Below are 20,695 nucleotides of genomic sequence, written 5' to 3'. Positions count from 1 at the left end.
TTCGTTGTTACCGGTCAAGACGCATTTTTAACTGTGGGACAAAGGCCGCTTGTAAGCATTGGAACGTGCCAGAACACTCCATCGGTTCTGATCCGTTCCTTTTTTTTGTATCTTAATCGATTTGGATTGCTGCAGGAACGTACGATCCGAAAGGGAATCAATTGAACGATAATAACAGCAATCCGACGCTACGAATGTGACGATCAGTGAAAAATCGGCGGATGGATATGGCGGCGGTATGTTCGGGCCACATGTCTTTTTTTCTTTGGATAAAATCCGAAAAAAATGATGCTGATTTTCTTTTGGCCAGATTAAACGAATAGACCACATGAGTCGATAGAATAGAAGATACTAGTTTCCTTGATCTTCTATTCTGTTTTTTTGCTCGAATTTTGTTTTTATCTGCTACAATGTTCATACGATATCTTTTAGGAATAGGAAATGATTAAATATGAGATTTTTTTTGAATATGAATTTAAGGACAAAGCTCATTATTCTATTTGTTTTAACGGCTGTTATCCCCTTATCTATGCTTGGACTATTTACGTATCAAAAATCATCAAACATGATGCAGGAGCAGGTCAGTGAGGGTGTACTAGAGAAGATTGTGCAGATCAATAAGAACTTATCTTTTTTTACTAGAGATGTTGAACAGCTTTCTATGTATATTTACCGCCATGAGATGGTTCAAGAAGTATTAGCAAAGTCTGGTGAACGAAATCATGTTGAAAAATACGAGGACTACAAGCGAATGGATCATTTGTTTGAGACGGTTCTAGGCTCAAAAAAGTGGGATGTTCGTATCTATATGATTGGATTAAATGGTGATCGGTTTTTTACTGGAGACTATCTACCTACTGCTTATGATCAATATATGGAAAACTGGGGAATATTCCGCAAGGCTAATGAAGCAAACGGTAATTTAGTCTGGGATACACACTACAGCATGAGAAAGGTGGACCATCAGGAGGTTGTACTCAGTGCTGGCAGATTGTTAAAGCATATAGAGACAAATGAGGCTATGGGTTACCTTATTATAGATATTTTAGAGCCTGCTGTGGCGGACATCTACAGGACAGACCGAAATCAAACGGATCAGCAGCTTTTTTTATTGGATCAACAGGGCTATGTTATTTCTAGCTCGCCTAATAAAGCAAGAATTGGCACAAGGCTAGAATATCCTTTTTTAGATCAGCTGTTAATAGGTGATGGTGGTTTTTTTGAGACGAATTGGGAGGATGAAAGGCATGTTATTGTCTATGATACGGCTGAGGAAACCCATTTTAAAATAGCAAGCTTTGTCCCGCTTACTCATATATCAGAAAGAAATAGATCAATTGGTCAATTAACATTAGCCTTAGCTGGCATTGGTTTATTGTGTGCGGTGTGGCTAGCTTACTTTTTATCCAAAACGGTCACTTCTCCACTCTATCAAATTATGTCTTTAATGAAGAAGGTAGAGCAGGGGAATCTAGCTGTGAGCTTTAATCGTCATTACAAGGATGATATTGGGATACTAGGGAATAGCTTTAACCGAATGGTGCTGCAATTAAGAAGATTAATTCAGGATGGATATGAAAAACAGGTTCGTTTGAAGGAGTCAGAGATTAAAGCGCTGAAAGCACAGATTAATCCACATTTTCTATATAACACATTGGAAACGGTCAACTGGATGGCTAAAATGAAGGGCTTAAGTAACATTAGTAAAATGGTTGTTTCTTTGGGAGAAATGATGAGATTTTCAGTTAGAAAGGGAGAGGATCTTGTTCTGCTTTCAGAGGATGTTAGGCATTTGGAGCACTACTTAAATATTCAACAAATTCGCTATCAAGATAAGTTTACCGTCAGAATGGAGCTAGATGAGGAAGCTCTTCGAAGCTATATTCCTTCCTTGCTCCTCCAGCCTTTGGTAGAGAATGCCATTACACATGGGCTTGAAATGAAGATTGATAGAGGAAATCTGTGGGTCACGGGAAAACGAGAAGGGGAGCTTCTCTACTTATGTGTAGAAGATGATGGTGTAGGAATTGATTCAGATACGTTAGCCAAGATACAGCAAAAGGATTTTAATACGATGGACTATCATAATACAGGTATTGGCTTGCAAAATGTTCAGCGTCGCATCCAAATCCATTACGGTGATCAATATGATATAGATGTTCGAAGTGCAGAAGGCAAAGGAACAAAGGTAACACTTCGCTTGCCATTTTTGCTTGAAGGGGGAGATATTCATGCTTAAGGTCGTTATTGTAGATGATGAATATATGATTCGGGAAGGGCTTCGGACGATGGTTCCATGGGAGGAGCTAGGGATGGAGGTACGTGGTGCGGCAGCAAATGGCATAGCAGGGCTAGAGCTCATCAAGCAGGAAATGCCTGATATCCTACTTACAGATATTCGTATGCCTGGATTTACTGGACTAGAGCTCATGACTAAGGCTCTTAAGCTGCTTCCTGATTTAAAGAGCATTATTTTAACAGGGTATGGTGAGTTTAATTATGCACAGGAAGCTTTGAAAATCGGGGCTTTAGATTTCATTTTAAAGCCAACAGATGAAGCGGAGCTTATTTCGATTCTTCAAAAAGCGAAAGCTCAAATTGAAAATGAAAAACAGAAGGACCTTAGCCTTGTTCGTCTGCATTGCTATCAGTACATGACACAAAATGGTATGGACTTACCTGAACCTATTAAGGAATATTTCACAGGAAAGGGAAAGCTACTTGTATTTTCAGTTGGCCTGCTTCAGTCTGCTGATCAAGAGTTGATGGATAACTTTTTCTCTACTTGTTCTAAGCAGCTGTTTTATATTGGTGAGATAGAGAATAGGAAGTATTTTATTCTACATTCTTTTCAGGAAATAGGTAGTGTAGAGGCTTTTGAAAGGATAATTAATAAAGAGCTCTTTAATCATGAGGGTAGTAATCAAAACGATGTTAGCTTTGCCATAGGAGTAAGCACCATCGTAGAGGAATTAAGCCAGCTTCCAATCGTCTATACTCAGGCGAAAATAGCCTTAGAGCAACAGCTTTTATCCCATCAAGGGGGGACTTTGTTTTACTCAGGACTGGGGCATCAGGCTGAAATAATTGAAGCCATCCAGTTTGTAGACCAGCACTATACGTCCCATTTAACGTTAAGTGAGCTATCTGCTAGATTCTATATGAGTGACAGCTATTTTAGTCGATTATTTAAACAGCATACGGGGAAAAACTTTGTTGATTATCTGACTGAAAAAAGAGTACGGAAAGCAAAAGAGCTACTGCAAGGGACAAGCTTGAAAACCTATGAAATTGCTCAAGGAGTGGGCTATCCAGATCAGCGCTATTTTAGCCAGATTTTCAAAAAAGCAACAGGCTTTACCCCAAGTGATTATCGTCAAGAATTCTCGGATAAAGGGAATGATTAATAGATATGAATAGAAAGAAAATAGAAACGACGTGATTGTAAGGTACAGAAAGGCTAGGAAAAATATTAAACATTATAGCAAAATCCCCTCATTGTAATCGTTTTCACCAATGCGTACATTAGAGAGGTAAGTACAATGAAGCAAAAAAGGGGGAGAAACATGAAGAAGTTATTGGTATGGCTTTCTGTTATGACGGCTGTTCTTGTCCTTGTAGCAGGTTGTGGTTCATCTACTGGTACAGATTCTGGAGCATCGAATAAGCTATCTGTTTATTCACCGCATCAGGCTGAAATTATTAATCCTATCATCAAAGAATTTCAGGATCGTACAGGGATTGAAGTAGATCTAGTTACTGGTGGTACAGGTGAGCTTTTAAACCGTGTACAGGCTGAAACATCAAATCCACTTGGTGATGTGTTTTGGGGTGGCGGAGCAGAATCCTTAGAGGCGTTTAGCTCTTCTTTTGAGCCTTATGTATCTAGTGAGGATGCTAACATTCCAGCTGAATACAAAAGCCCAAACAATTACTGGACAGGATTTTCTGCTTTACCAATGGTTATCATGTACAACAAAAACATGATTTCTGAGGATGAGGTTCCAACTAGCTGGGAAGAGCTTTTAGATCCTAAATTTAAAGGGCTAATTGCCTTCTGTGATCCAGCTCGCTCAGGCTCTTCTTACACTCAGCTTGTGACAATGCTTTTCGCACAGGACAATGTAGATAAAGGCTGGGAGTACGTTGAGAACTTTGTAGCTAACCTTGATGGAAAGCTTCTTTCTGGTTCAAGTATGGTATTCCGTGGAGTTGCTGATGGAGAGTTTCCAATCGGTGTTACTTTAGAGGAAGCTGCTCATCGTTATATCGCTGGTGGATCTCCAGTAGGTGTACATTACCCTGCTGAAGGAACATCTACAGTTCCAGACGGAATGGCTATTATTAAAGATGCTAAGAACATGGAAAACGCACAGAAGTTTATCGATTTCTTAGCTGGTAAAGATGTACAGGAGCTAATTGTTAAGGAGTTTAATCGTCGCTCTATCCGTGATGACGTAAATCCTCCTGAAGGTTTAGCTGCAACAGAGGAAATTCCAGTGGTTGATTATGATTTTAGCTGGTCTGCTGAAAATAAGGATGAGGTCTTAAACAAATTCTTAGACATCGTAATTAAGCAATAGGAATTAGTAGGATCTAAAGATAGGAAAAGTTAAGAATCACGTGTGAACGTGATTCTTCTTCATAGGAGGAGAGATCATGGCTCATATTAAAATTGAAAAGGTAAGTAAGTATTTTGATGACATAAAAGGTGTAGACGGAGCTGATATAGCCATTGAACAAGGTGAGTTTTTTACCCTACTTGGTCCAAGTGGATGCGGGAAGACAACTCTATTGCGTACATTGGCAGGCTTTTACCGTCAGGAGGAAGGACATATTTTCTTTGGGGATCAGAAGATAGATGATGTACCGGCTTATAAACGTAACATTGGTATGGTATTCCAAAGCTATGCGATTTTTCCTCATATGACGGTTTTCGATAACGTAGCCTACGGATTAAAGGCAAGGAAAGTAAGTAAGAAGGACATAGAGAAGCGCGTTCTAGAAGCATTGGAAATGGTTGAGTTAACTCATCTTAAGGATCGCCAGCCTGCTCAATTGAGTGGTGGACAGCAGCAGCGTATTGCTCTTGCAAGAGCAGTGGTTATTCACCCGGGACTTTTACTGATGGATGAGCCCCTTTCAAACTTAGATGCTAAGCTTCGTTTAAAGATGCGTTCAGATATTCGTCAGCTTCAAAAGAGTTTAAATATTACTACGATTTATGTCACACATGATCAGGAGGAAGCGCTTGCTGTATCTGACAGAATCGCTGTTCTGAATAAAGGGAAAATTCAACAAATTGGGAAGCCTCATGAAATTTACCTTGCACCTAAAAATAAGTTTGTAGCCAACTTCATTGGAACCACAAACTTTATTGAGGGAGACTGTTCAAATTATAAAGAAGACGGTACAGCAACCGTTCAAATAGCAGGTATTTCCTTCGAGGTTTCTTTAAACAGTAGCTATAGTGGTAAAGCCATCTATTCTGTTCGACCTGAGCAATTAAGATTTGTTGACGAAACAAGCTCTGAGCCAAAGGCAGTTGTTGCTGGAAAGATCATTGAATCAACTTTCCTTGGAGAAAAGGTAGAGTATCAGGTTAAGCTTTCTAACGGTCAGGTTGTTCAAGTCCATGAGCACAATATTCAATTTAAGGATTTACGTACGGATGGAGATCAGGTCAAAATTGATTTAAATCCAGAATATGCGGTTATGTTTGACCAGCAGGGAGAGGAGGTCATTAACTCCCATGCAAACAGCAAAGCTAAAACCTCAACGAAAGCCGTTTAAAACGTATTTAGACTTTTGGAACTTTGTAACGATTGGAGCATTTATTTTAATAGGCTTCTTTCTCATTTACCCCTTATTCAATATATTAGTAAATAGTTTTGTTCAAGACGGTAAGATTGACTTTACCACATACGAGACTTTTTTCCAGTATAAGTATTATTACAGTGCTCTCTTTAATAGCTTTATTGTTTCTTCATTAGCCACTGTGTTTGCTTGTTTAATTGGAATACCTATGGCTTATTTCATGACACGCTATGAGTTTCCTTTTAAAGGAGTCATTAATATTCTTATTATCTTGACTTTACTTTCCCCTCCTTTTATCGGGGCATATTCTTGGATTCTAATGCTTGGAAACAATGGATTTATCACACGCTTCCTAGCAGAGCTAGGCCTTAACATCAAGTCTATTTATGGTCTACACGGGATGATCTGGGTGTTTAGTATTCAGTTCTACCCACATATTTACCTGTATGTATCAGGAGCGTTAAAAACAATTGATAGCTCTTTAGAAGAGGCATCTGAAAGCATGGGAATGCACGGATGGAAACGTATGCGTACAGTTACGCTTCCACTTATTTTCCCAACACTTTCAACGGGAGCATTAATGGTATTTATGGCTTCCTTTGCCGACTTCGGTACGCCGATGCTAATTGGCCAAGGCGAGAAGGTTCTACCTATCTTAGCGTATGAGCAATTTATTAGTGAAATGGGCTCAAACCCTGCCATGGCAAGTACTTTAAGTATGATTCTGCTTGTTGTGACAACCTCCGTGTTATTTGTTCAGAGGTATTTGGTAAACCGTAAGACCTATACAGTAAGTGGTCTGCGCCCACCAGCAGAGAAGAAATTAAAAGGGGCGACAAAGTTTTTCGTTTTTGCTTTTGTTTTAATCGTTATTGCCGTTTCAATCATTCCACAGGCTACGGTTATTACAACGTCCTTCTTAAAGACAAATGGACCAGTATTTACCGGAGAATTTAGCTTTGACAGCTATAAAGAGGTTCTTTATCGCGTACCAAAAGCGATTGTTAATACGTTTACTTATTCAAGTATAGCTATTGTTATTATGGTTACCTTAGGACTTTTATTATCCTATGTTGTCGTAAGAAGAAGATCCAAAATCACCTCATTGCTGGATGCGTTAATCATGATTCCATACGTTATTCCAGGAACGGTTCTAGGGATCAGCTTAATTATTGCCTTTAATAAGCCACCAATCGAGCTGACAGGAACGTGGATTATATTAGTGATTGCTTATTGTATTCGTAAGCTCCCTTATACGATGCGCTCGAGTACAGCCATTCTTTATCAGATTGACAAAAGTGTGGAGGAGGCCTCTATTAGCTTGGGGGTTCCACCAATGAAAACCTTCTTCAAAACAACGGCTATTTTAATGATTCCTGGTGTACTTTCAGGAGCTATTCTTAGCTGGATTACAACGATTAATGAGCTGAGCTCAACGATTGTTCTTTATTATGGAGCAACGGCTACGATTACAGTTGCCATTTATAGTGAGGTATTCACAGCCAACTTCGGAACGGCTGCTGCTCTTGCCTCAATTCTATCGTTAAGTACAATTGTTTCGCTCATTGTTGTGAGCAAGCTATCAGGTAAAAAAGGCTTCTCTCTCTAAGATTGACAATCCTCATTTTTGCCTTGAAAATAAGGTAAGACACAGGGAGGAATCGTGATGAAGAGAAACCTTTGGCTGGGAATCAGTCTTGTAGGTATCATAGCTATTCTCATGTACTTATGGCAGATGGATCAGCAAGGCTTTAATCTCACTCAAGAAACAAAGCCTAGAGAGGTACTTGAGCTATGGACAAGTAACCCTGAAACGGGTGAAATGGCAAAAAGGTTTGAAGAAGAGACTGAGCATATGCTTGTTAATGTACGCTACTTTCATAACTCTGAAACACTGCTGGAGGAGTTAGTTGGAGCTGTTTCAGCTACAACTCCTCCGGATTTAGCTGAGATTAGTGCTCACTATGGGATCTATTCACTTATTGAGGCGGAAGGAATTGTTGCTCTTGAGGACTGGCTAGATTCGGCTAAACTTAAGGACTTAGTGCCTGGCATTGCCAGTCGCTTTCAATATGATAATGCTTTGTGGGCATGGCCCATTGGTGGAAGCCTACCAACTATTTATGTCAATCAATCTATGTTAGAAAGTCAAGGGTACGTTTCACCATATGGCATTTATACGTGGGATGATTTATGGGAGATTGCTAATGATATAGCTGGTATCCCCTCCAATGGTATGCTCTGGGGCTTTCATACAGATCTACAAACCCCCTGGTATTTGCGAACGATGTTAAAGCAAAAAGGAACATATATAGCTGAAGGTAATGATGAATTTGAGAGAGAGGCTTTGTCTAGGGGAGATTTAGTGGAATGGACAGCGGCTGTCCATTCCTATCAGATTATGCCGCCTCTCACTCATCATCTAGCCATTACTGAATTTGTTAATGGTCAGGGTGCTTTTCTCTTAAGCTCCTCTGAGCATATTTCTTTAATTGAGAGACTTGTTGCGGGAAAGTTTGATTTAGACATTATTCCCATCCCTTATAGCAATAACGAGACGGAAAGAGAAAGAGGTTATATGAGTGGGGGAAGTGGGATTGTTGTGCTACAATCTGAGAAGTCTACAGAACAGGATCTTGAGCGTGCTACTCAGTTCATATCCTTTTTATCCAATCTGGAGAATGCTAGGGAGCTAAGCGATAATTCCAATTATATTCCTGCACTACGCTCATTAATGAAGGAACCTAATCTCAATATTTCAACATCTTTATCAAAACCCTATCATGAAATGATTCAGGAAGCAGAGTACACGGACGGAAGCTTTGCTTCGGAATTTGATCAGGACATTTGGAACAGGTTGTTAGAGCTACAGGAAGAAATTGAGAGTACAGAATAAAAGTTTCAAGTGATATTTGAGCTCGGCTTCATTGTAAATTGAGCTTTGCTTTGACAAGAAAAAAAGTGGATGGCTTAGAGAAAAAGGATGATAGAGAAGTGAGGAGAGTAACTGTGGATACACAACAAAAGCTGTTAGAGTGGACAAAGAGAATCCAGGCTCTCGCCCAAAGTGGTCTTGCTTATGGGAAGGATGAGTTTGATATAGAAAGGTACGAAGAGCTTAGAGAGATTTCTGTGGATATGATGGAGCTCATGTCTGGGCAGGAGCGTGTGGACATTAAAAGCTGGTTCGCCAATGAAACAGGCTATGCCACACCGAAGGTTGGGGCTCGTGCTGTCATCTTTAGGGATGAGAAAATGCTGTTTGTTCGTGAAAAAGCGGACGGCAAATGGTGCTTACCAGGCGGTTGGTCAGACATTGGGCAAACACCTAGCGGCTCTGTGATTAAGGAGGTTCGAGAGGAGACGGGCTATGAGGTGGAAGTAAAACGTATGCTTGCCCTCTTTGATCGAAAATGCCATAATCAGCTTCCTTCTGCTTTTGATATCTACACCTTTTATTTTGAATGCGACATCATTGGCGGAGAGCCTAGTGAAAGCATTGAAATCGAAGAGATAGGCTTTTTTGGAGTGGATGAGCTTCCTCCTATATCCCTAGACCGAATGACTCCTGAGCAAATTCGACTTCTCTTTACGTACATGAATAACCCTTCGTTGACCCCTTACTTTGATTAAACTCTAGCCTCTTTTTCAATTAGGATAGCTCATCAAATTAGAGCTTGCCGTCATATAAAACACATTAAGGAAGGATATTCCTATGAAGGTCATAGAAAAGCAGATTGTTGCCAAGACAGGACGACCAGAAACGTGTGAGGATTATTACGTTGTAAATGAGCATTTTGTCTGTGTTATTGATGGGGCTACGAACGTTTCTGGTCGCTTAATTGATGGAAAAACACCCGGTCAATTGATTTCTCAATTAATTGGACAAGTGATGCAGGACATGCCAGAACAGGCTGAGATAGAACAAATTATTGCAACGATTAATGAAGAATTAACGGCTTACTATAGAAAGCAAGGGATTTATGAAGAACTGGCTCAGACTCCGTATCTTGCTCCAGCAGCTTCAATGGTCATATACAGTAGCTATCACAAAATGATCTGGTTAGTGGGAGATTGCCAATGTATGGTTGATAATACGACCCATACAAACCCTAAAGAGATCGACGATATTACAGCTGCCGCACGTTCTTTATTTCTTGAGTCGGAAATTCAAAGAGGGAGAACGGTGGAGGAATTGCTTGAGAAGGATACTGGATTTGAATTCATTATGCCACTCATTCAAAAGCAATACTTTTTACAAAACAAAGAGGGTAATCAATATGGCTATGAAGTGGTCAATGGCTTTTCGATGTTAATGGAGCGGATTAAAGCCATACCAGTTCCTGCTGATGCAGAGCATTTGATTTTTGCTTCAGACGGCTATCCAGAGCTAAGGGATAATCTAATTGAGACAGAAGAGTATTTGAAGGAAATTTTAGCTACTGATCCGTTATGCTTTAGGAAATATAAAAGTGCTAAGGGACTACAGCGTGGCTATGTTTCCTTTGATGATCGGACTTATATTAAGGTAGCTTTGTAAAATAATAAATGCTCATTACCCATTTTTGATCAAGCGGGGTAATGAGCTTTTTTACAGTCTAAGAATTTATAAAAATTGATACAATGATTTCTTCAAGTTTTATAAATTTGGCTGCATGTAAAAGATTCCACTAATGATGGACTACACAACCTCTTTGAGAAGGCTTCAATAGAAGCTTTTCTTAATTTGAGGGAAGTTTTGTTTCATAATCTAGTCATTTGTCACGATTTCGCTCCTAAATCATACAATACGATAATAGTCTTTGATGAATGGAGCTGTGTTGTGTGGTAAATCCTTACGTTAAGTTTACTAGCTCTAATGTACAATACTTTGCTGATCTAAATCAGAACCGATTGGTTACAAGAAACTCTGAGAACTATATAAATCGCTTAGGCAAAGATATTTTAAACACACTAGGTAATGTGTCGCTTTTAGATATCTATTTAAGTAAAAGTAGGGTAGTAGAACCACATTATCATCAGAATGCGTCAGAGCTCGTTTACTGTATCACTGGTTCAGCTGTGGTGTCTTTAATCAATCCATTTACCAACGAATTGTCTAATGTTCCGATTGCACCTGGACAGGTCGCTAATGTTCCTCAGGGCTGGTGGCATTGGGAAATTGCCTCTGAGGATCGTACCCATTTACTCGCCATCTTTGATGCCCCATATCCTGAGTATATTTTTGGCTCAGATATTCTAAGGAAAACGCCAATTGAGGTTCTAGCTCACACATATTGTTTGAACCCTGAGCAGTTACGAAAAACACTGGCTCCATTAAATGAGACGATTGTTATTGGTCCGACAGATGGGTGTGTGAGACAGACGTATGCGAATCAGGGCAATCAAAGAGGAAGCTATTCTAATCCACCTGCTTATTCAACAACAAGTTATCCTTATGCCGGTAGTATAGATCCAAGGTTTTCGCAGTCTAATTACTACACTCAGTCTAATAGTTATGAGAATAGATACTAATTTTATAGTCACAGATTTAAAATAACCACAAGATAAAAAATCTTGTGGTTACCAACCATGCAACTATAAAAAGAGTTAGTAGTTTCATAAGAGTAAATTGACAAACTCAGTATTTCTCATCTAATTTGATTGAATATGGTTCAATCATACCGTTCCCTGGTCCTCCTAAAGCTGAAAAAGAGCTCATGATAAAAATAATAATAACAATTGTGCTGGAAAACAAAATTTTTACGAACCCCTTCATGGTTACTTCCTCCTTCTTGAACGTAGAATTCGAAGTGCTACTTCATTTTCTCCTAATTTTTTTAATTCTAGCAAAGGTAGCTGAATGTGAAAAAAGTTATTGAGATTTGAAAAATACTCTACAGAGTAGTAATAATCTGTCTTATCCTGAGAGAGAAGTCCCTTGTAGTAGAAGTAAAAAGCTTTATCCCACTGATCTAAATCCTCTATAGCTATCCTATTTATATGTTCTAGTGCTAGTATGGATTCTCCTTTTTTAATTAGGTAATAAATATAAGTTAAGAAACAGGTATGATTATCAAGGGACAAAGTATAAGCAAAATCTTTATTCCATAGTGATTGGAGAAAGGATAAATTGAGATCAACCTGTTTTACTTTAGTAGCCTGATTATGATACATAAAAAAGTCTAATGCCTTATTAAGGTGTTCTGATGCCTTTTCATAGCCTTCAAGTAAAAATGAAGTGCCTAGATTATGATGTGCATTTGCTTTTACATTTTCAAAGAAGCTTTGATTTAGTATGGAATAACTATACTCTCTAGATTTCTCTAGGTCATTCTCAAACAAATATACATAGCTCATAATTAAACCTAGTCTTATGTTAAAAGAATCCTTTATAAATGTGCTAGTAAGACTATCAATTAATTCATCGGTTCCACTGATATGCAAAAAAATCGAATACCGTTCTTGAAGATCTGAATAAATATAGGCTTTTAAAATAGACTTTAATATCTTCATTTCTACTTCTTTAGGCTTAAAAACTTCGATTCTATCAAGCTGTTCCATTGGAGTTAGTAGCTTTTCCCTACGCAGATAAATAAGATCATACATGGCAGCCCATTCTTTGTCCACGGGATTACTTGAGTTTGAGAGTAGCTCAATTGTATTTTCTAGCACCTCTCAAAGCTGGCTCATGACACAGTATTCAAGAGCATGTCGTGCGTTTTTAGACTTCTGAGTGGGTATGTATGTGGCCATGATGACCCGTTCTTGCTCAGGATATAAGAATTTAACGATACGTAAAGCAGATTCAAAATTAATTTCCTCGTAACCATTTAAAAACCGTGAGATAGAAGACTCATTTAAATTAGCTACATAAGATAGCTTCCTCTGGTCAACTCCATCTCTTTCATCAAGAGTTCGTAAAATTTGCTCTTGCAGCACACCATTTCCTCCTTCTAATCATAGTAACCGTCCAACTTGAAGTTATATGTTTAGATTACAGGATTTAGTTGATTTGGGTCAAGTTAATTTCGAATAATTGCGTAACTTTTTAATTTCAAGATAATTTATTTGGAATATACTGTTTCTAGAAAAATTATAAAGTTAGTAATTAGTTGAGAACGAACGTATTTTGTATTTTGCCCCAATGCATTTCAATTCTTCATAGAAATGGTTATAATTGTATAAAGAGAGGAAAGTTGTAGTATTTTCTGTACATAGAAAAGGGGGATGCAACATTGAAAGGAACTAATCCTTTTCAAGGTAGTTTAGCACGGGTTCATGACGGTGTGAAGTGGATGTATGTAAATAGAGATGGAGAGATCGCGTGGCAGTAAAACTACTACTCAACTCGGGAAAGAGAGGAGAGTGATTCTATTCATTTTTTTAAAGCTAGAAAAAAAGGAGTTCTCAGTACTTATTACTGCATTATTAACTGTTGCCCTTATGGTCATACAAACCTATTATTTAAATCCTTTGCAAATACCTAGAATCGATGCTCAGAACGCTGAAGCAATTGCTTTAAATCAAGCGCTAGAAGATGGTTTTCCTTCCCCTGTATTATGGCATATGGATGAAACGCAAACATTGTATTTGCATAAAAATGAACAGGGGGAGAATAAGCGTACAAAGGTATGGAGAGTCTCACTAGATACAGAAAATAATACTCCATATACGGACTGGAGTCCTGCGGTGATATACTACATCAATGCGTTTACTGGGGAAATAATGAGGGTTAATAGAATAATAGAAGAAAGAGAAACAAATTAACCTAATGTATCTAATAAAGTGTTTGTAGTGGGCTGAAGTATTTATGGGTGATGGTCCACAATAGTTTAGAGTATGAAAGTTTCTTTTTATATAAAAGGTTTGATACTAAAAGACGCCACCTACCTTCAACGGGAGAATGGCGTCTTATTTGTTTATTTGAGCTCAGGTATGTCCTTTGATCCTCATACAATCTCTAACGGTCAAAATTGCACCTTAGAAGCAATTATTTGAGCTCGGTAACTTCTAACGGTCAAATCTGCACCTTAGCCGTCGTATTGAATGAAAATCGATGGATAAATCAGTCTAAGGATCGAATATGACCGTTAAAAATCAAGACCTGAAAAATTAAGCGTCTAAGCGTCAAATATGTCCGTTACAGCGGGGAGACAGCAAAATGGGGCTATTACATAAAAACTACTTTTGGCACAATGTCCTATTTTCCAAAGTATTCAAAGAAATAGTAATAGATTATAAATGCTAAGCAGATATCCTTAAAGCTTTTTCTTAAGGCCCCATCTTCTTACGCTGTGACTTTGGTTTATTCATATGCTGGCTCTTCATCGTATGGTTCCCACGGTCATGGAAGCTCTGCTGCTTTTGATTGGACTGCTTTTTACGTGCCAATGCTTGCTTGGCTGCTTCTGCTAAGGAGACCTTTTTGGGTTCTGTTTGCGTTTCTTCTATGTTCTTCTCGTTCTTTTCCATCAAATAAATCCCCCTTGATTTTTTGTTCCATTCATACATATATTTTATGGGTAACTTCCATACTTTACAATAGGGAATTAAGGGAATCCTAGAATCCTTTCATCTCTCCCTCTTTTTAATTAGTCAATACTTCCAAAACTATGACTCCAACAAGGATATTATGCCTCAGCAAGTACTTTGATCTCACAAGTATATGACCCACCACACTATGATATCAGTACAAACTAATAAAAAAGTATTTGAAATCGCTTTCTTTTTAACGTATAATGACCTTGTCGAAACGTTTCGAATAAAGAAATCAGTTTCTTTATTTTTACAGCATATCGAAACGTTTCGATTGAGTGGTATAGCTGCTATAAATTATAATTTGCAAGAATGGGTTGAAGAAAAGGTGTAAGATCAGTTACTAGTCGTTTGATAGTAGTTGTTTGATAGTGGTAGTTTAATAGTACTTTTAGTATTGAAATTCAAAATTACATAGTCTTTATAAATGCTAAATAGCTCTTATAGCTCTTTAAAATGTAGGAGTTTAATGAGGGGTTTATGGGAGTTATAGGGGTTTATAAGCATTTTGAGTAAATATAGATTTCACAGAATTTCACCATGATCTTGTAAGAGAAGAACGGAGGAGAACAGATGACTGAGAATTTAACAAGTTCGGTTCATTCATTACTTCAGCAGATGACGTTAGAGGAGAAAATAGCTCAATTTATGCAGCTAGCGACACATTTTTATGAAGGGTCATTCAGTGCTGGACAGATTACTGGTCCAATGGAAGAGATGGGGATTAGGAAGGAGACTGTACTAAATAGTGGATCTGTGCTAGGAGCTTCAGGTGCAAGGGAAATTAGAAGCATCCAAGATGCCCATTTAAAAGAGAACAGGCTAGGGATTCCCTTAGTAATGATGGCTGATATTGTTCATGGCTTTGAAACTATTTTTCCAGTACCGCTGGGGATCGGGTGTTCCTGGAATATGGAATTAGCGGAGCAAAGTGCACAGGTTGCTGCGAAGGAAGCGGCTGTTTCTGGAATTCATGTTACGTTTGCTCCGATGGTAGATTTAGTGCGTGATCCTCGCTGGGGGCGTGTAGTGGAATCGACGGGTGAAGATCCTTACCTGAATGGACAATTTGCTAGAGCTTTTGTACGAGGCTTTCAAGGTAAGGATTTAAAGACAGATTTACACAGGGTGGCTGCTTGTGTGAAACACTTTGCTGCGTACGGTGCGGCTGAGGGTGGTCGAGATTATAACACGGTGAACATGTCTGAGAGGGAGCTACGTGAGAATTATCTGCCAGCGTATAAAGCTGCTCTTGATGAAGGCTGTGAAATGGTCATGACCTCCTTTAATACGGTGGATGGAATACCTGCTAGTGGAAATGCTACCTTGATGCGTCATTTACTACGGGATGAATGGGGCTTTGATGGAGTCATTATTTCGGATTGGGGAGCTGTTAAGGAGCTAATTCCTCATGGTGTTGCAGCTGATGAGGCAGAAGCAGCAAAGAAAGCGATACAAGCAGGTGTAGATATTGAAATGATGACACCTTGCTATGCCAATCATTTGCAGGAGCTAGTTGAGTCAGGGGTTGTTGCGGAGGAATTAATTGATGAAGGAGTTATTCGGATATTGCAGCTGAAAAAGAAGCTTGGATTGTTCGAAAACCCTTATCGTGGAGCAGATGAACAGCAGGAGAAAGAGGTCGTACTATGTGCGGAGCATAGGGCTGTGGCTAGAGAGCTTGCTGAAAAATCCTGTGTCATGCTAAAAAATGAAGGGGCGCTTCCTTTACAAAAGGAACAAAAAGTTGCTTTAATCGGTCCGTTTGCGGAAAGCGGAGATATTTTAGGTGCATGGTCATGGCATGGTTCAAAAGAGAAGGCTATGAAGCTAGCAGATGGACTAAGAATGAAACTAGATTCGGCACAGTTATTGGTAGGACAAGGCTGTGATATTCAGACGGGTACAGAGAAACAATTGGAAGATGCTTTAAGAATAGCTGAGCAAGCAGATGTGCTAGTGCTAGCGCTCGGGGAAGCTTCATCTATGAGTGGTGAGGCGTGCTCACGCTCAGATATCCGGTTACCACAGGTACAGCTTGATTTAGTTAAAAGGCTGAAAGAGCTAGGAAAGCCTATGATTGCTGTCTTATTTAATGGGAGACCGCTTGATCTACATGGAGTTATTGATCAGGTGGATGCGGTGTTAGAAGCATGGTACCCGGGAACAGAAGGAGGGGCAGCTGTAGCGAATCTACTGTTTGGTGATAGTAATCCTTCTGGCAGGTTAACAATGTCCATTCCGTTTTCTGTTGGTCAAGTTCCGGTGTATTATAACCATTTTAATACTGGTCGCCCTTATTACCCTGAGGATACGGAAAGCCATTATGTATCCAAGTATCTTGATATTCCTAATGAACCGCTGCTACCCTTTGGATTTGGGCTCAGCTATACAACATTTTCATATTCTGACGCTACCTTGTCAGAAAACACTTTGACTAAAGAACAGCCTATTTCACTCACTGTGAAAGTTAAAAACAATGGAAAGCTTGCAGGAGAAGAAGTGGTGCAGGTCTATATACAAGATTTAGTTGGTGAAGTTGTCCGACCGTTGAAGGAATTAAAGGCATTTAAAAGGATTCATTTAGAGCCAGGTGAAAAGAAAGTTGTTTCCTTCACTATTACAGAGGAGCAGCTACGATACCATCATGCGAATCTTGATTTTACGAGTGATCCAGGAGCATTTATTGCGTATGTAGGACCGAATAGTGAAGAAGGAATAGCTCTCCCGTTTGAGCTTCAATAAACAGGACTACATTGTAATCCCTGTAAATGACGTAACTGTATCTCTGTGAATGACGAGAGAAACAAGAATTAGCAGATCAAAATCTAAACTTGAGGAGAGTATCATGTCGACACTAGAGCAGAAATCAAAAGCTGGAGTTTTTGAAACAACGGAGTCTACATTCAACATTCAAGCAGGAGAATTTTGCTTTACTTTTTTAAACAGTGGTGATCTTTACGAAGCCATGCATGGAGAAGTAATGATTAATCAATGGATGTCTAATCCGATTGATGGAGCGTTAAATAATTTATACTTAAGAATAAAGCAAGCTGAAGGCTGGAAGGTCGTTCCGTTATTAGGAGTTCATTCTCCAAGTGAGGTATCCTATACGAAGTCTCAGGTACACTGGAATGGAAAAACGGACGATGTGGAATATCTAGTTACTTTTAGCTTAACCGAGCAAGGGGTTTGGTTTTGGGACATCCAGCTGAAAGGGCAGAAAAAAGAAGTAGATCTGATTTACGCACAGGATTTAGGTCTTGGAAGTAAAGGCTTTATTCGTTCAAATGAGGCTTATTCATCTCAATATATTGATCACCGTGTCTTTGAAGATCAAGAGCTTGGATATGTGGTTTGCTCTCGTCAGAATCAAAGGCAGCCAGGCGGCTTTCCTTACGTTCAGCAGGGTTCTTTAACGAAGGCTGTTGGCTATTTAACGGATGGCTTTCAATTTTTTGGACTTTCCTACAAGGAAACAAATGAGCCTGAGGCGCTGAAGCTAGAGCATTTTCCTAATGAAGTGTATCAGTATGAGTTTGCCTTTACTGGATTGAAATCTGAAACGTTTGAACTAAATGGCTCGACACAATTTGTTTTTTACGGATTGTTTAAAGAAAATGAGTCCGAAGCAGTTACAGCATTAGCTTACAAGACAGATATCTTAAGGGCAAGGGAAAGTGTACAGAGTCAGCAGGAACAAATTGAAGCAGACTCGCTTTTAGGGGATAATCTAGTAAAAGGTGGATTAGAAAAGGTAAGCCTTTCTACCGATATTGCTACTCCGTTAATAGTCTCAGAAATGACCAAAGAAGAAATCGATGCTCTTTATCCCAAAAAGCTACATGAAGAGTATGATGGAGATACATTACTCTCCTTTTTCACCGAGACGTATGAACATATCGTTTTAAAAGCAAAGGAATTAGTCGTTGAGCGTCCTCATGGTCATATTCTAATGACGGGCGATAACGCAAGGATGAACGAAAATGTACTCACGTCCACAACGTATATGTATGGAATTTTTAATTCTCAAATTGCTGTAGGGAACACGTCCTTTAATAAAATGCTGACGAATGCTCGTAGTGCATTGAATGTCATGAAAACATCTGGACAAAGAATTTACGTTGAAATGGATGGCAAGTATCATTTGCTCACTATGCCATCGTTGTATGAAATTGGCTTTAATTATAGCAGATGGTATTACAAAACGTCGGAGGACACGTTAGTCATTACGAGTTATACAGTTGTAGACTCACCAGAGCTTCATGTTCAGTTACGTTCGACTAAAGATAAGAACTACCGATATTTAGTGACCAATCAGATTTCTATGGGAAATAATGAATATGATCAATCTTTTGAATTAAAGGAGGAGGAGGAGAATGGTTTTACCATAACTGCCACTGAAGGAGCAGAAAGCTGTAAGGTTTACCCTGATTTAACCTACCGCTTTCAATTAGAAGGAGCTCAGGTTAAACGTATGAATGAGCAACGACTTGCCACTCATGTAATGCCAAAATCAGCTTCCCTTCTTGTTCTTGAGCTTGAGCCTTCCACTGAGTGGTCGATGGTTATCCACGGTCATGTTTATGGAGAACAGGTTTCATTAAAGAAAAAGGATATGACAAATGAAATTGAGCGATATAGAGAGTTTTTGCGTTCGGTTATGAATCATTTCCATTTGTCTCAGCAAGGAGAAGCTAAGGAAGAAGTAGAAAAGTTTAATGCTCTAGCCTGGTGGTACTCACATAATATGCTTGTTCATTACTCTGCTCCGCACGGCTTGGAACAGTATGGCGGTGCAGCTTGGGGAACTCGTGATGTGTGTCAGGGACCAGCAGAGTATTTTATGGCGACACAGAAGTATGAGACGGTCAAGGAAATTATTAAAACGCTCTATTCGCACCAATTTGAGGAGGATGGAAACTGGCCACAGTGGTTTATGTATGATAAATATGCGTATATAAAAGCTGGAGAGAGCCATGGAGATATCATTGTATGGCCCTTGAAGATTCTTGGGGATTATTTAAATGTCACACAGGATTATAGTATCCTAAAGGAAAAAGTGCCTTATACGAGTCGTCAAACCTTCCAGTTTACAGAGCATGAAGTGTCTATTGGAGAGCATGCCAGAAAGCAACTGGATTATATACGTCAGCATTTTCTCCATGATACACATTTATCTGCGTATGATGATGGAGATTGGGACGATACCCTACAACCGGCTAACCCGCAATTAAAGCAATTTATGGTGAGTAGCTGGACGGTTTCCCTAACGTATCAGGTCATTAAACAGTTCTCTCAAGCTCTTATTCAGCTGAATCAAGCTGAGGCAGAGGAGCTTCAGCAATTAGCCGGGGCCATTGAAGCAGATTTCAATACGTACATGCTTGAGACAGGTGTTATCCCTGGATTTATCTATATGGAGGAGCCTGGTCAGCCCGAGCTGATGGTGCACCCACAGGATACAAAAACGGGTATTAGCTATCGCTTGCTTCCACAGACTCGAAGTATCATCGCTGAATTAGTATCTCCTGAGCAGGCAGATAAGCAGTATCACTTAATTAAGGAGCATTTTAGCTGTCCTGATGGAGTACGTTTAATGAATCGTCCAGCAAAATATACTGGTGGTGTTAGTACACATTTCCAAAGAGCTGAGCAAGCGGCTAATTTTGGCCGAGAGATAGGTCTACAGTATGTTCATGCCCACATTCGTTTTATTGAAGCGATGGCTAAGCTTGGTAAAGGGGATGAGGTATGGCAGGGGCTATCTGTCATTCATCCTATTCGTATTCAGGATGCTGTACCGAACGCTGAACGTAGGCAAAGCAATGCCTATTTTAGTAGCTCTGATGGGAAATTCAAAACACGATATGAGGCTGAGGAGCAATTTTCATTGCTGAGAGAAGGGAACGTACCCGTTAAAGGTGGTTGGCGTATATACTCTAGCGGTCCTGGAATTTATATGAATCAGTTAATTTCCAATGCGCTAGGTATACGTATCTTTGAAGGAAGCCTACAGATTGATCCTGTTCTTCCACAACGCTTTAATGGATTAGTGTTTACGTTCAAAATATGGAATAAGCCAGTTACCTTCTCTTATCATCTGGGTCAAGGAGTAGCAGATGAAGTTAAAGTGAATGGAAGGTCAATGGAAACGAAGGTATTTTCAAATCGTTATCGTCAAGGTGGCTTTATCCTGAGTAAGGATGTCCTTAAGTCTTGTTTGGTTGACGAAGAGAATAGTATTGAGATTTTTATATCTGAGGTCACTAGTGTTGCATAAAAGTTCATTTACTATATAACTGACTATTCTGAACAAATCTTTTAGCTCGAAGAGCTAAAAAAGATACTATCCAAATAA

Annotated in this window: 16 protein-coding genes; 12 read left to right on the top strand and 4 right to left on the bottom strand. The window is 39.3% G+C overall.

Annotated elements, in window-relative coordinates; translation table 11 throughout:
• Positions 1–451: 451 nt before the first annotated feature.
• The 9 genes from J2S11_RS21305 (at position 452) to J2S11_RS21265 (ending at position 11,331) form a co-directional block, all read left to right on the top strand.
• Positions 452–2,239: a cache domain-containing sensor histidine kinase gene (locus J2S11_RS21305; RefSeq protein WP_307398075.1), complete on the top strand. Its 1,788-nt coding sequence runs from the start codon at positions 452–454 to the stop codon at positions 2,237–2,239.
• Positions 2,232–3,407 (top strand): response regulator, encoded by a 1,176-nt coding sequence (locus J2S11_RS21300; RefSeq protein ID WP_307398073.1) that lies wholly within the window; start codon positions 2,232–2,234, stop codon positions 3,405–3,407. Before J2S11_RS21305 ends, J2S11_RS21300 begins: the two co-directional genes overlap by 8 nt.
• 159 nt (positions 3,408–3,566) lie before the next feature.
• Positions 3,567–4,583, top strand: a complete 1,017-nt coding sequence (locus tag J2S11_RS21295; RefSeq protein ID WP_307398071.1) for an ABC transporter substrate-binding protein — start codon at positions 3,567–3,569, stop codon at positions 4,581–4,583.
• A 76-nt stretch (positions 4,584–4,659) separates the two neighbouring features.
• Positions 4,660–5,793 (top strand): ABC transporter ATP-binding protein, encoded by a 1,134-nt coding sequence (locus J2S11_RS21290; RefSeq protein ID WP_307398069.1) that lies wholly within the window; start codon positions 4,660–4,662, stop codon positions 5,791–5,793.
• Complete coding sequence (locus J2S11_RS21285; RefSeq protein WP_307398067.1) at positions 5,753–7,426, top strand: ABC transporter permease; 1,674 nt, start codon at positions 5,753–5,755, stop codon at positions 7,424–7,426. The genes J2S11_RS21290 and J2S11_RS21285 overlap by 41 nt, the downstream gene beginning before the upstream one ends.
• A gap of 57 nt (positions 7,427–7,483) precedes the next feature.
• The gene (locus J2S11_RS21280; RefSeq protein ID WP_307398066.1) at positions 7,484–8,713 is read left to right on the top strand and encodes an ABC transporter substrate-binding protein; all 1,230 of its coding nucleotides are present in this window, start codon (positions 7,484–7,486) and stop codon (positions 8,711–8,713) included.
• Positions 8,714–8,826: 113 nt separating this feature from the next.
• Positions 8,827–9,450, top strand: a complete 624-nt coding sequence (locus tag J2S11_RS21275) for an NUDIX hydrolase (protein WP_307398064.1) — start codon at positions 8,827–8,829, stop codon at positions 9,448–9,450.
• An 82-nt stretch (positions 9,451–9,532) separates the two neighbouring features.
• Complete coding sequence (locus J2S11_RS21270; protein WP_307398062.1) at positions 9,533–10,357, top strand: hypothetical protein; 825 nt, start codon at positions 9,533–9,535, stop codon at positions 10,355–10,357.
• 284 nt (positions 10,358–10,641) lie between these two features.
• Positions 10,642–11,331: a cupin domain-containing protein gene (locus tag J2S11_RS21265; RefSeq protein ID WP_307398061.1), complete on the top strand. Its 690-nt coding sequence runs from the start codon at positions 10,642–10,644 to the stop codon at positions 11,329–11,331.
• Positions 11,332–11,437: 106 nt separating this feature from the next.
• Here the strand turns inward: J2S11_RS21265 and J2S11_RS21260 are convergent, their stop codons facing one another.
• Genes J2S11_RS21260 through J2S11_RS21250 form a run of 3 tightly spaced genes read right to left on the bottom strand, consistent with a single transcriptional unit; the run spans position 11,438 to position 12,738 of the window.
• Positions 11,438–11,575, bottom strand: coding sequence for a hypothetical protein (locus J2S11_RS21260; RefSeq protein WP_307398058.1), 138 nt, complete (start codon positions 11,573–11,575; stop codon positions 11,438–11,440).
• Positions 11,576–11,577: 2 nt separating this feature from the next.
• Positions 11,578–12,471, bottom strand: coding sequence for an AimR family lysis-lysogeny pheromone receptor (locus J2S11_RS21255; protein ID WP_307398056.1), 894 nt, complete (start codon positions 12,469–12,471; stop codon positions 11,578–11,580).
• Positions 12,472–12,474: 3 nt separating this feature from the next.
• Entirely contained in the window at positions 12,475–12,738 is a 264-nt protein-coding gene (locus tag J2S11_RS21250) for a hypothetical protein (protein ID WP_307398055.1), read from the bottom strand.
• 426 nt (positions 12,739–13,164) lie between these two features.
• Between J2S11_RS21250 and J2S11_RS21245 the strand changes: the two genes are divergently transcribed.
• Positions 13,165–13,566, top strand: a complete 402-nt coding sequence (locus J2S11_RS21245; protein ID WP_307398053.1) for a ribonuclease H family protein — start codon at positions 13,165–13,167, stop codon at positions 13,564–13,566.
• A 504-nt stretch (positions 13,567–14,070) separates the two neighbouring features.
• On the opposite strand, the gene J2S11_RS21240 is transcribed toward J2S11_RS21245, so the two are convergent.
• Entirely contained in the window at positions 14,071–14,271 is a 201-nt protein-coding gene (locus J2S11_RS21240; protein ID WP_307398052.1) for a hypothetical protein, read from the bottom strand.
• A 636-nt stretch (positions 14,272–14,907) separates the two neighbouring features.
• On the opposite strand from J2S11_RS21240, the gene J2S11_RS21235 reads away from it, so the two are divergent.
• Positions 14,908–17,079 carry a glycoside hydrolase family 3 N-terminal domain-containing protein gene (locus tag J2S11_RS21235; protein WP_307398050.1) on the top strand — a complete coding sequence of 724 codons (2,172 nt, stop codon included), beginning with the start codon at positions 14,908–14,910 and terminating at the stop codon, positions 17,077–17,079.
• Between the two features lie 103 nt (positions 17,080–17,182).
• Positions 17,183–20,617 (top strand): GH36-type glycosyl hydrolase domain-containing protein, encoded by a 3,435-nt coding sequence (locus J2S11_RS21230; protein WP_307398048.1) that lies wholly within the window; start codon positions 17,183–17,185, stop codon positions 20,615–20,617.
• The last annotated feature ends 78 nt before the right edge of the window (positions 20,618–20,695 follow it).

Origin of the sequence: Bacillus horti (assembly GCF_030813115.1) — a bacterium.
Taxonomy (GTDB): domain Bacteria; phylum Bacillota; class Bacilli; order Caldalkalibacillales; family JCM-10596; genus Bacillus_CH; species Bacillus_CH horti.
The sequence above is the reverse complement of the archived record's forward strand: the minus strand, read 5'-3'. Positions and strand labels throughout refer to the sequence as shown.

Bases quoted from the DNA above. Each gene is read 5' to 3' on its own strand.
- J2S11_RS21305 (WP_307398075.1), top strand. From the start codon at position 452: ATGAGATTTTTTTTGAATATGAATTTAAGGACAAAGCTCATTATTCTA.
- J2S11_RS21300 (WP_307398073.1), top strand. From the start codon at position 2,232: ATGCTTAAGGTCGTTATTGTAGATGATGAATATATGATTCGGGAAGGG.
- J2S11_RS21295 (WP_307398071.1), top strand. From the start codon at position 3,567: ATGAAGAAGTTATTGGTATGGCTTTCTGTTATGACGGCTGTTCTTGTC.
- J2S11_RS21290 (WP_307398069.1), top strand. From the start codon at position 4,660: ATGGCTCATATTAAAATTGAAAAGGTAAGTAAGTATTTTGATGACATA.
- J2S11_RS21285 (WP_307398067.1), top strand. From the start codon at position 5,753: ATGCAAACAGCAAAGCTAAAACCTCAACGAAAGCCGTTTAAAACGTAT.
- J2S11_RS21280 (WP_307398066.1), top strand. From the start codon at position 7,484: ATGAAGAGAAACCTTTGGCTGGGAATCAGTCTTGTAGGTATCATAGCT.
- J2S11_RS21270 (WP_307398062.1), top strand. From the start codon at position 9,533: ATGAAGGTCATAGAAAAGCAGATTGTTGCCAAGACAGGACGACCAGAA.
- J2S11_RS21260 (WP_307398058.1), bottom strand. From the start codon at position 11,575: ATGAAGGGGTTCGTAAAAATTTTGTTTTCCAGCACAATTGTTATTATT.
- J2S11_RS21240 (WP_307398052.1), bottom strand. From the start codon at position 14,271: ATGGAAAAGAACGAGAAGAACATAGAAGAAACGCAAACAGAACCCAAA.
- J2S11_RS21235 (WP_307398050.1), top strand. From the start codon at position 14,908: ATGACTGAGAATTTAACAAGTTCGGTTCATTCATTACTTCAGCAGATG.
- J2S11_RS21230 (WP_307398048.1), top strand. From the start codon at position 17,183: ATGTCGACACTAGAGCAGAAATCAAAAGCTGGAGTTTTTGAAACAACG.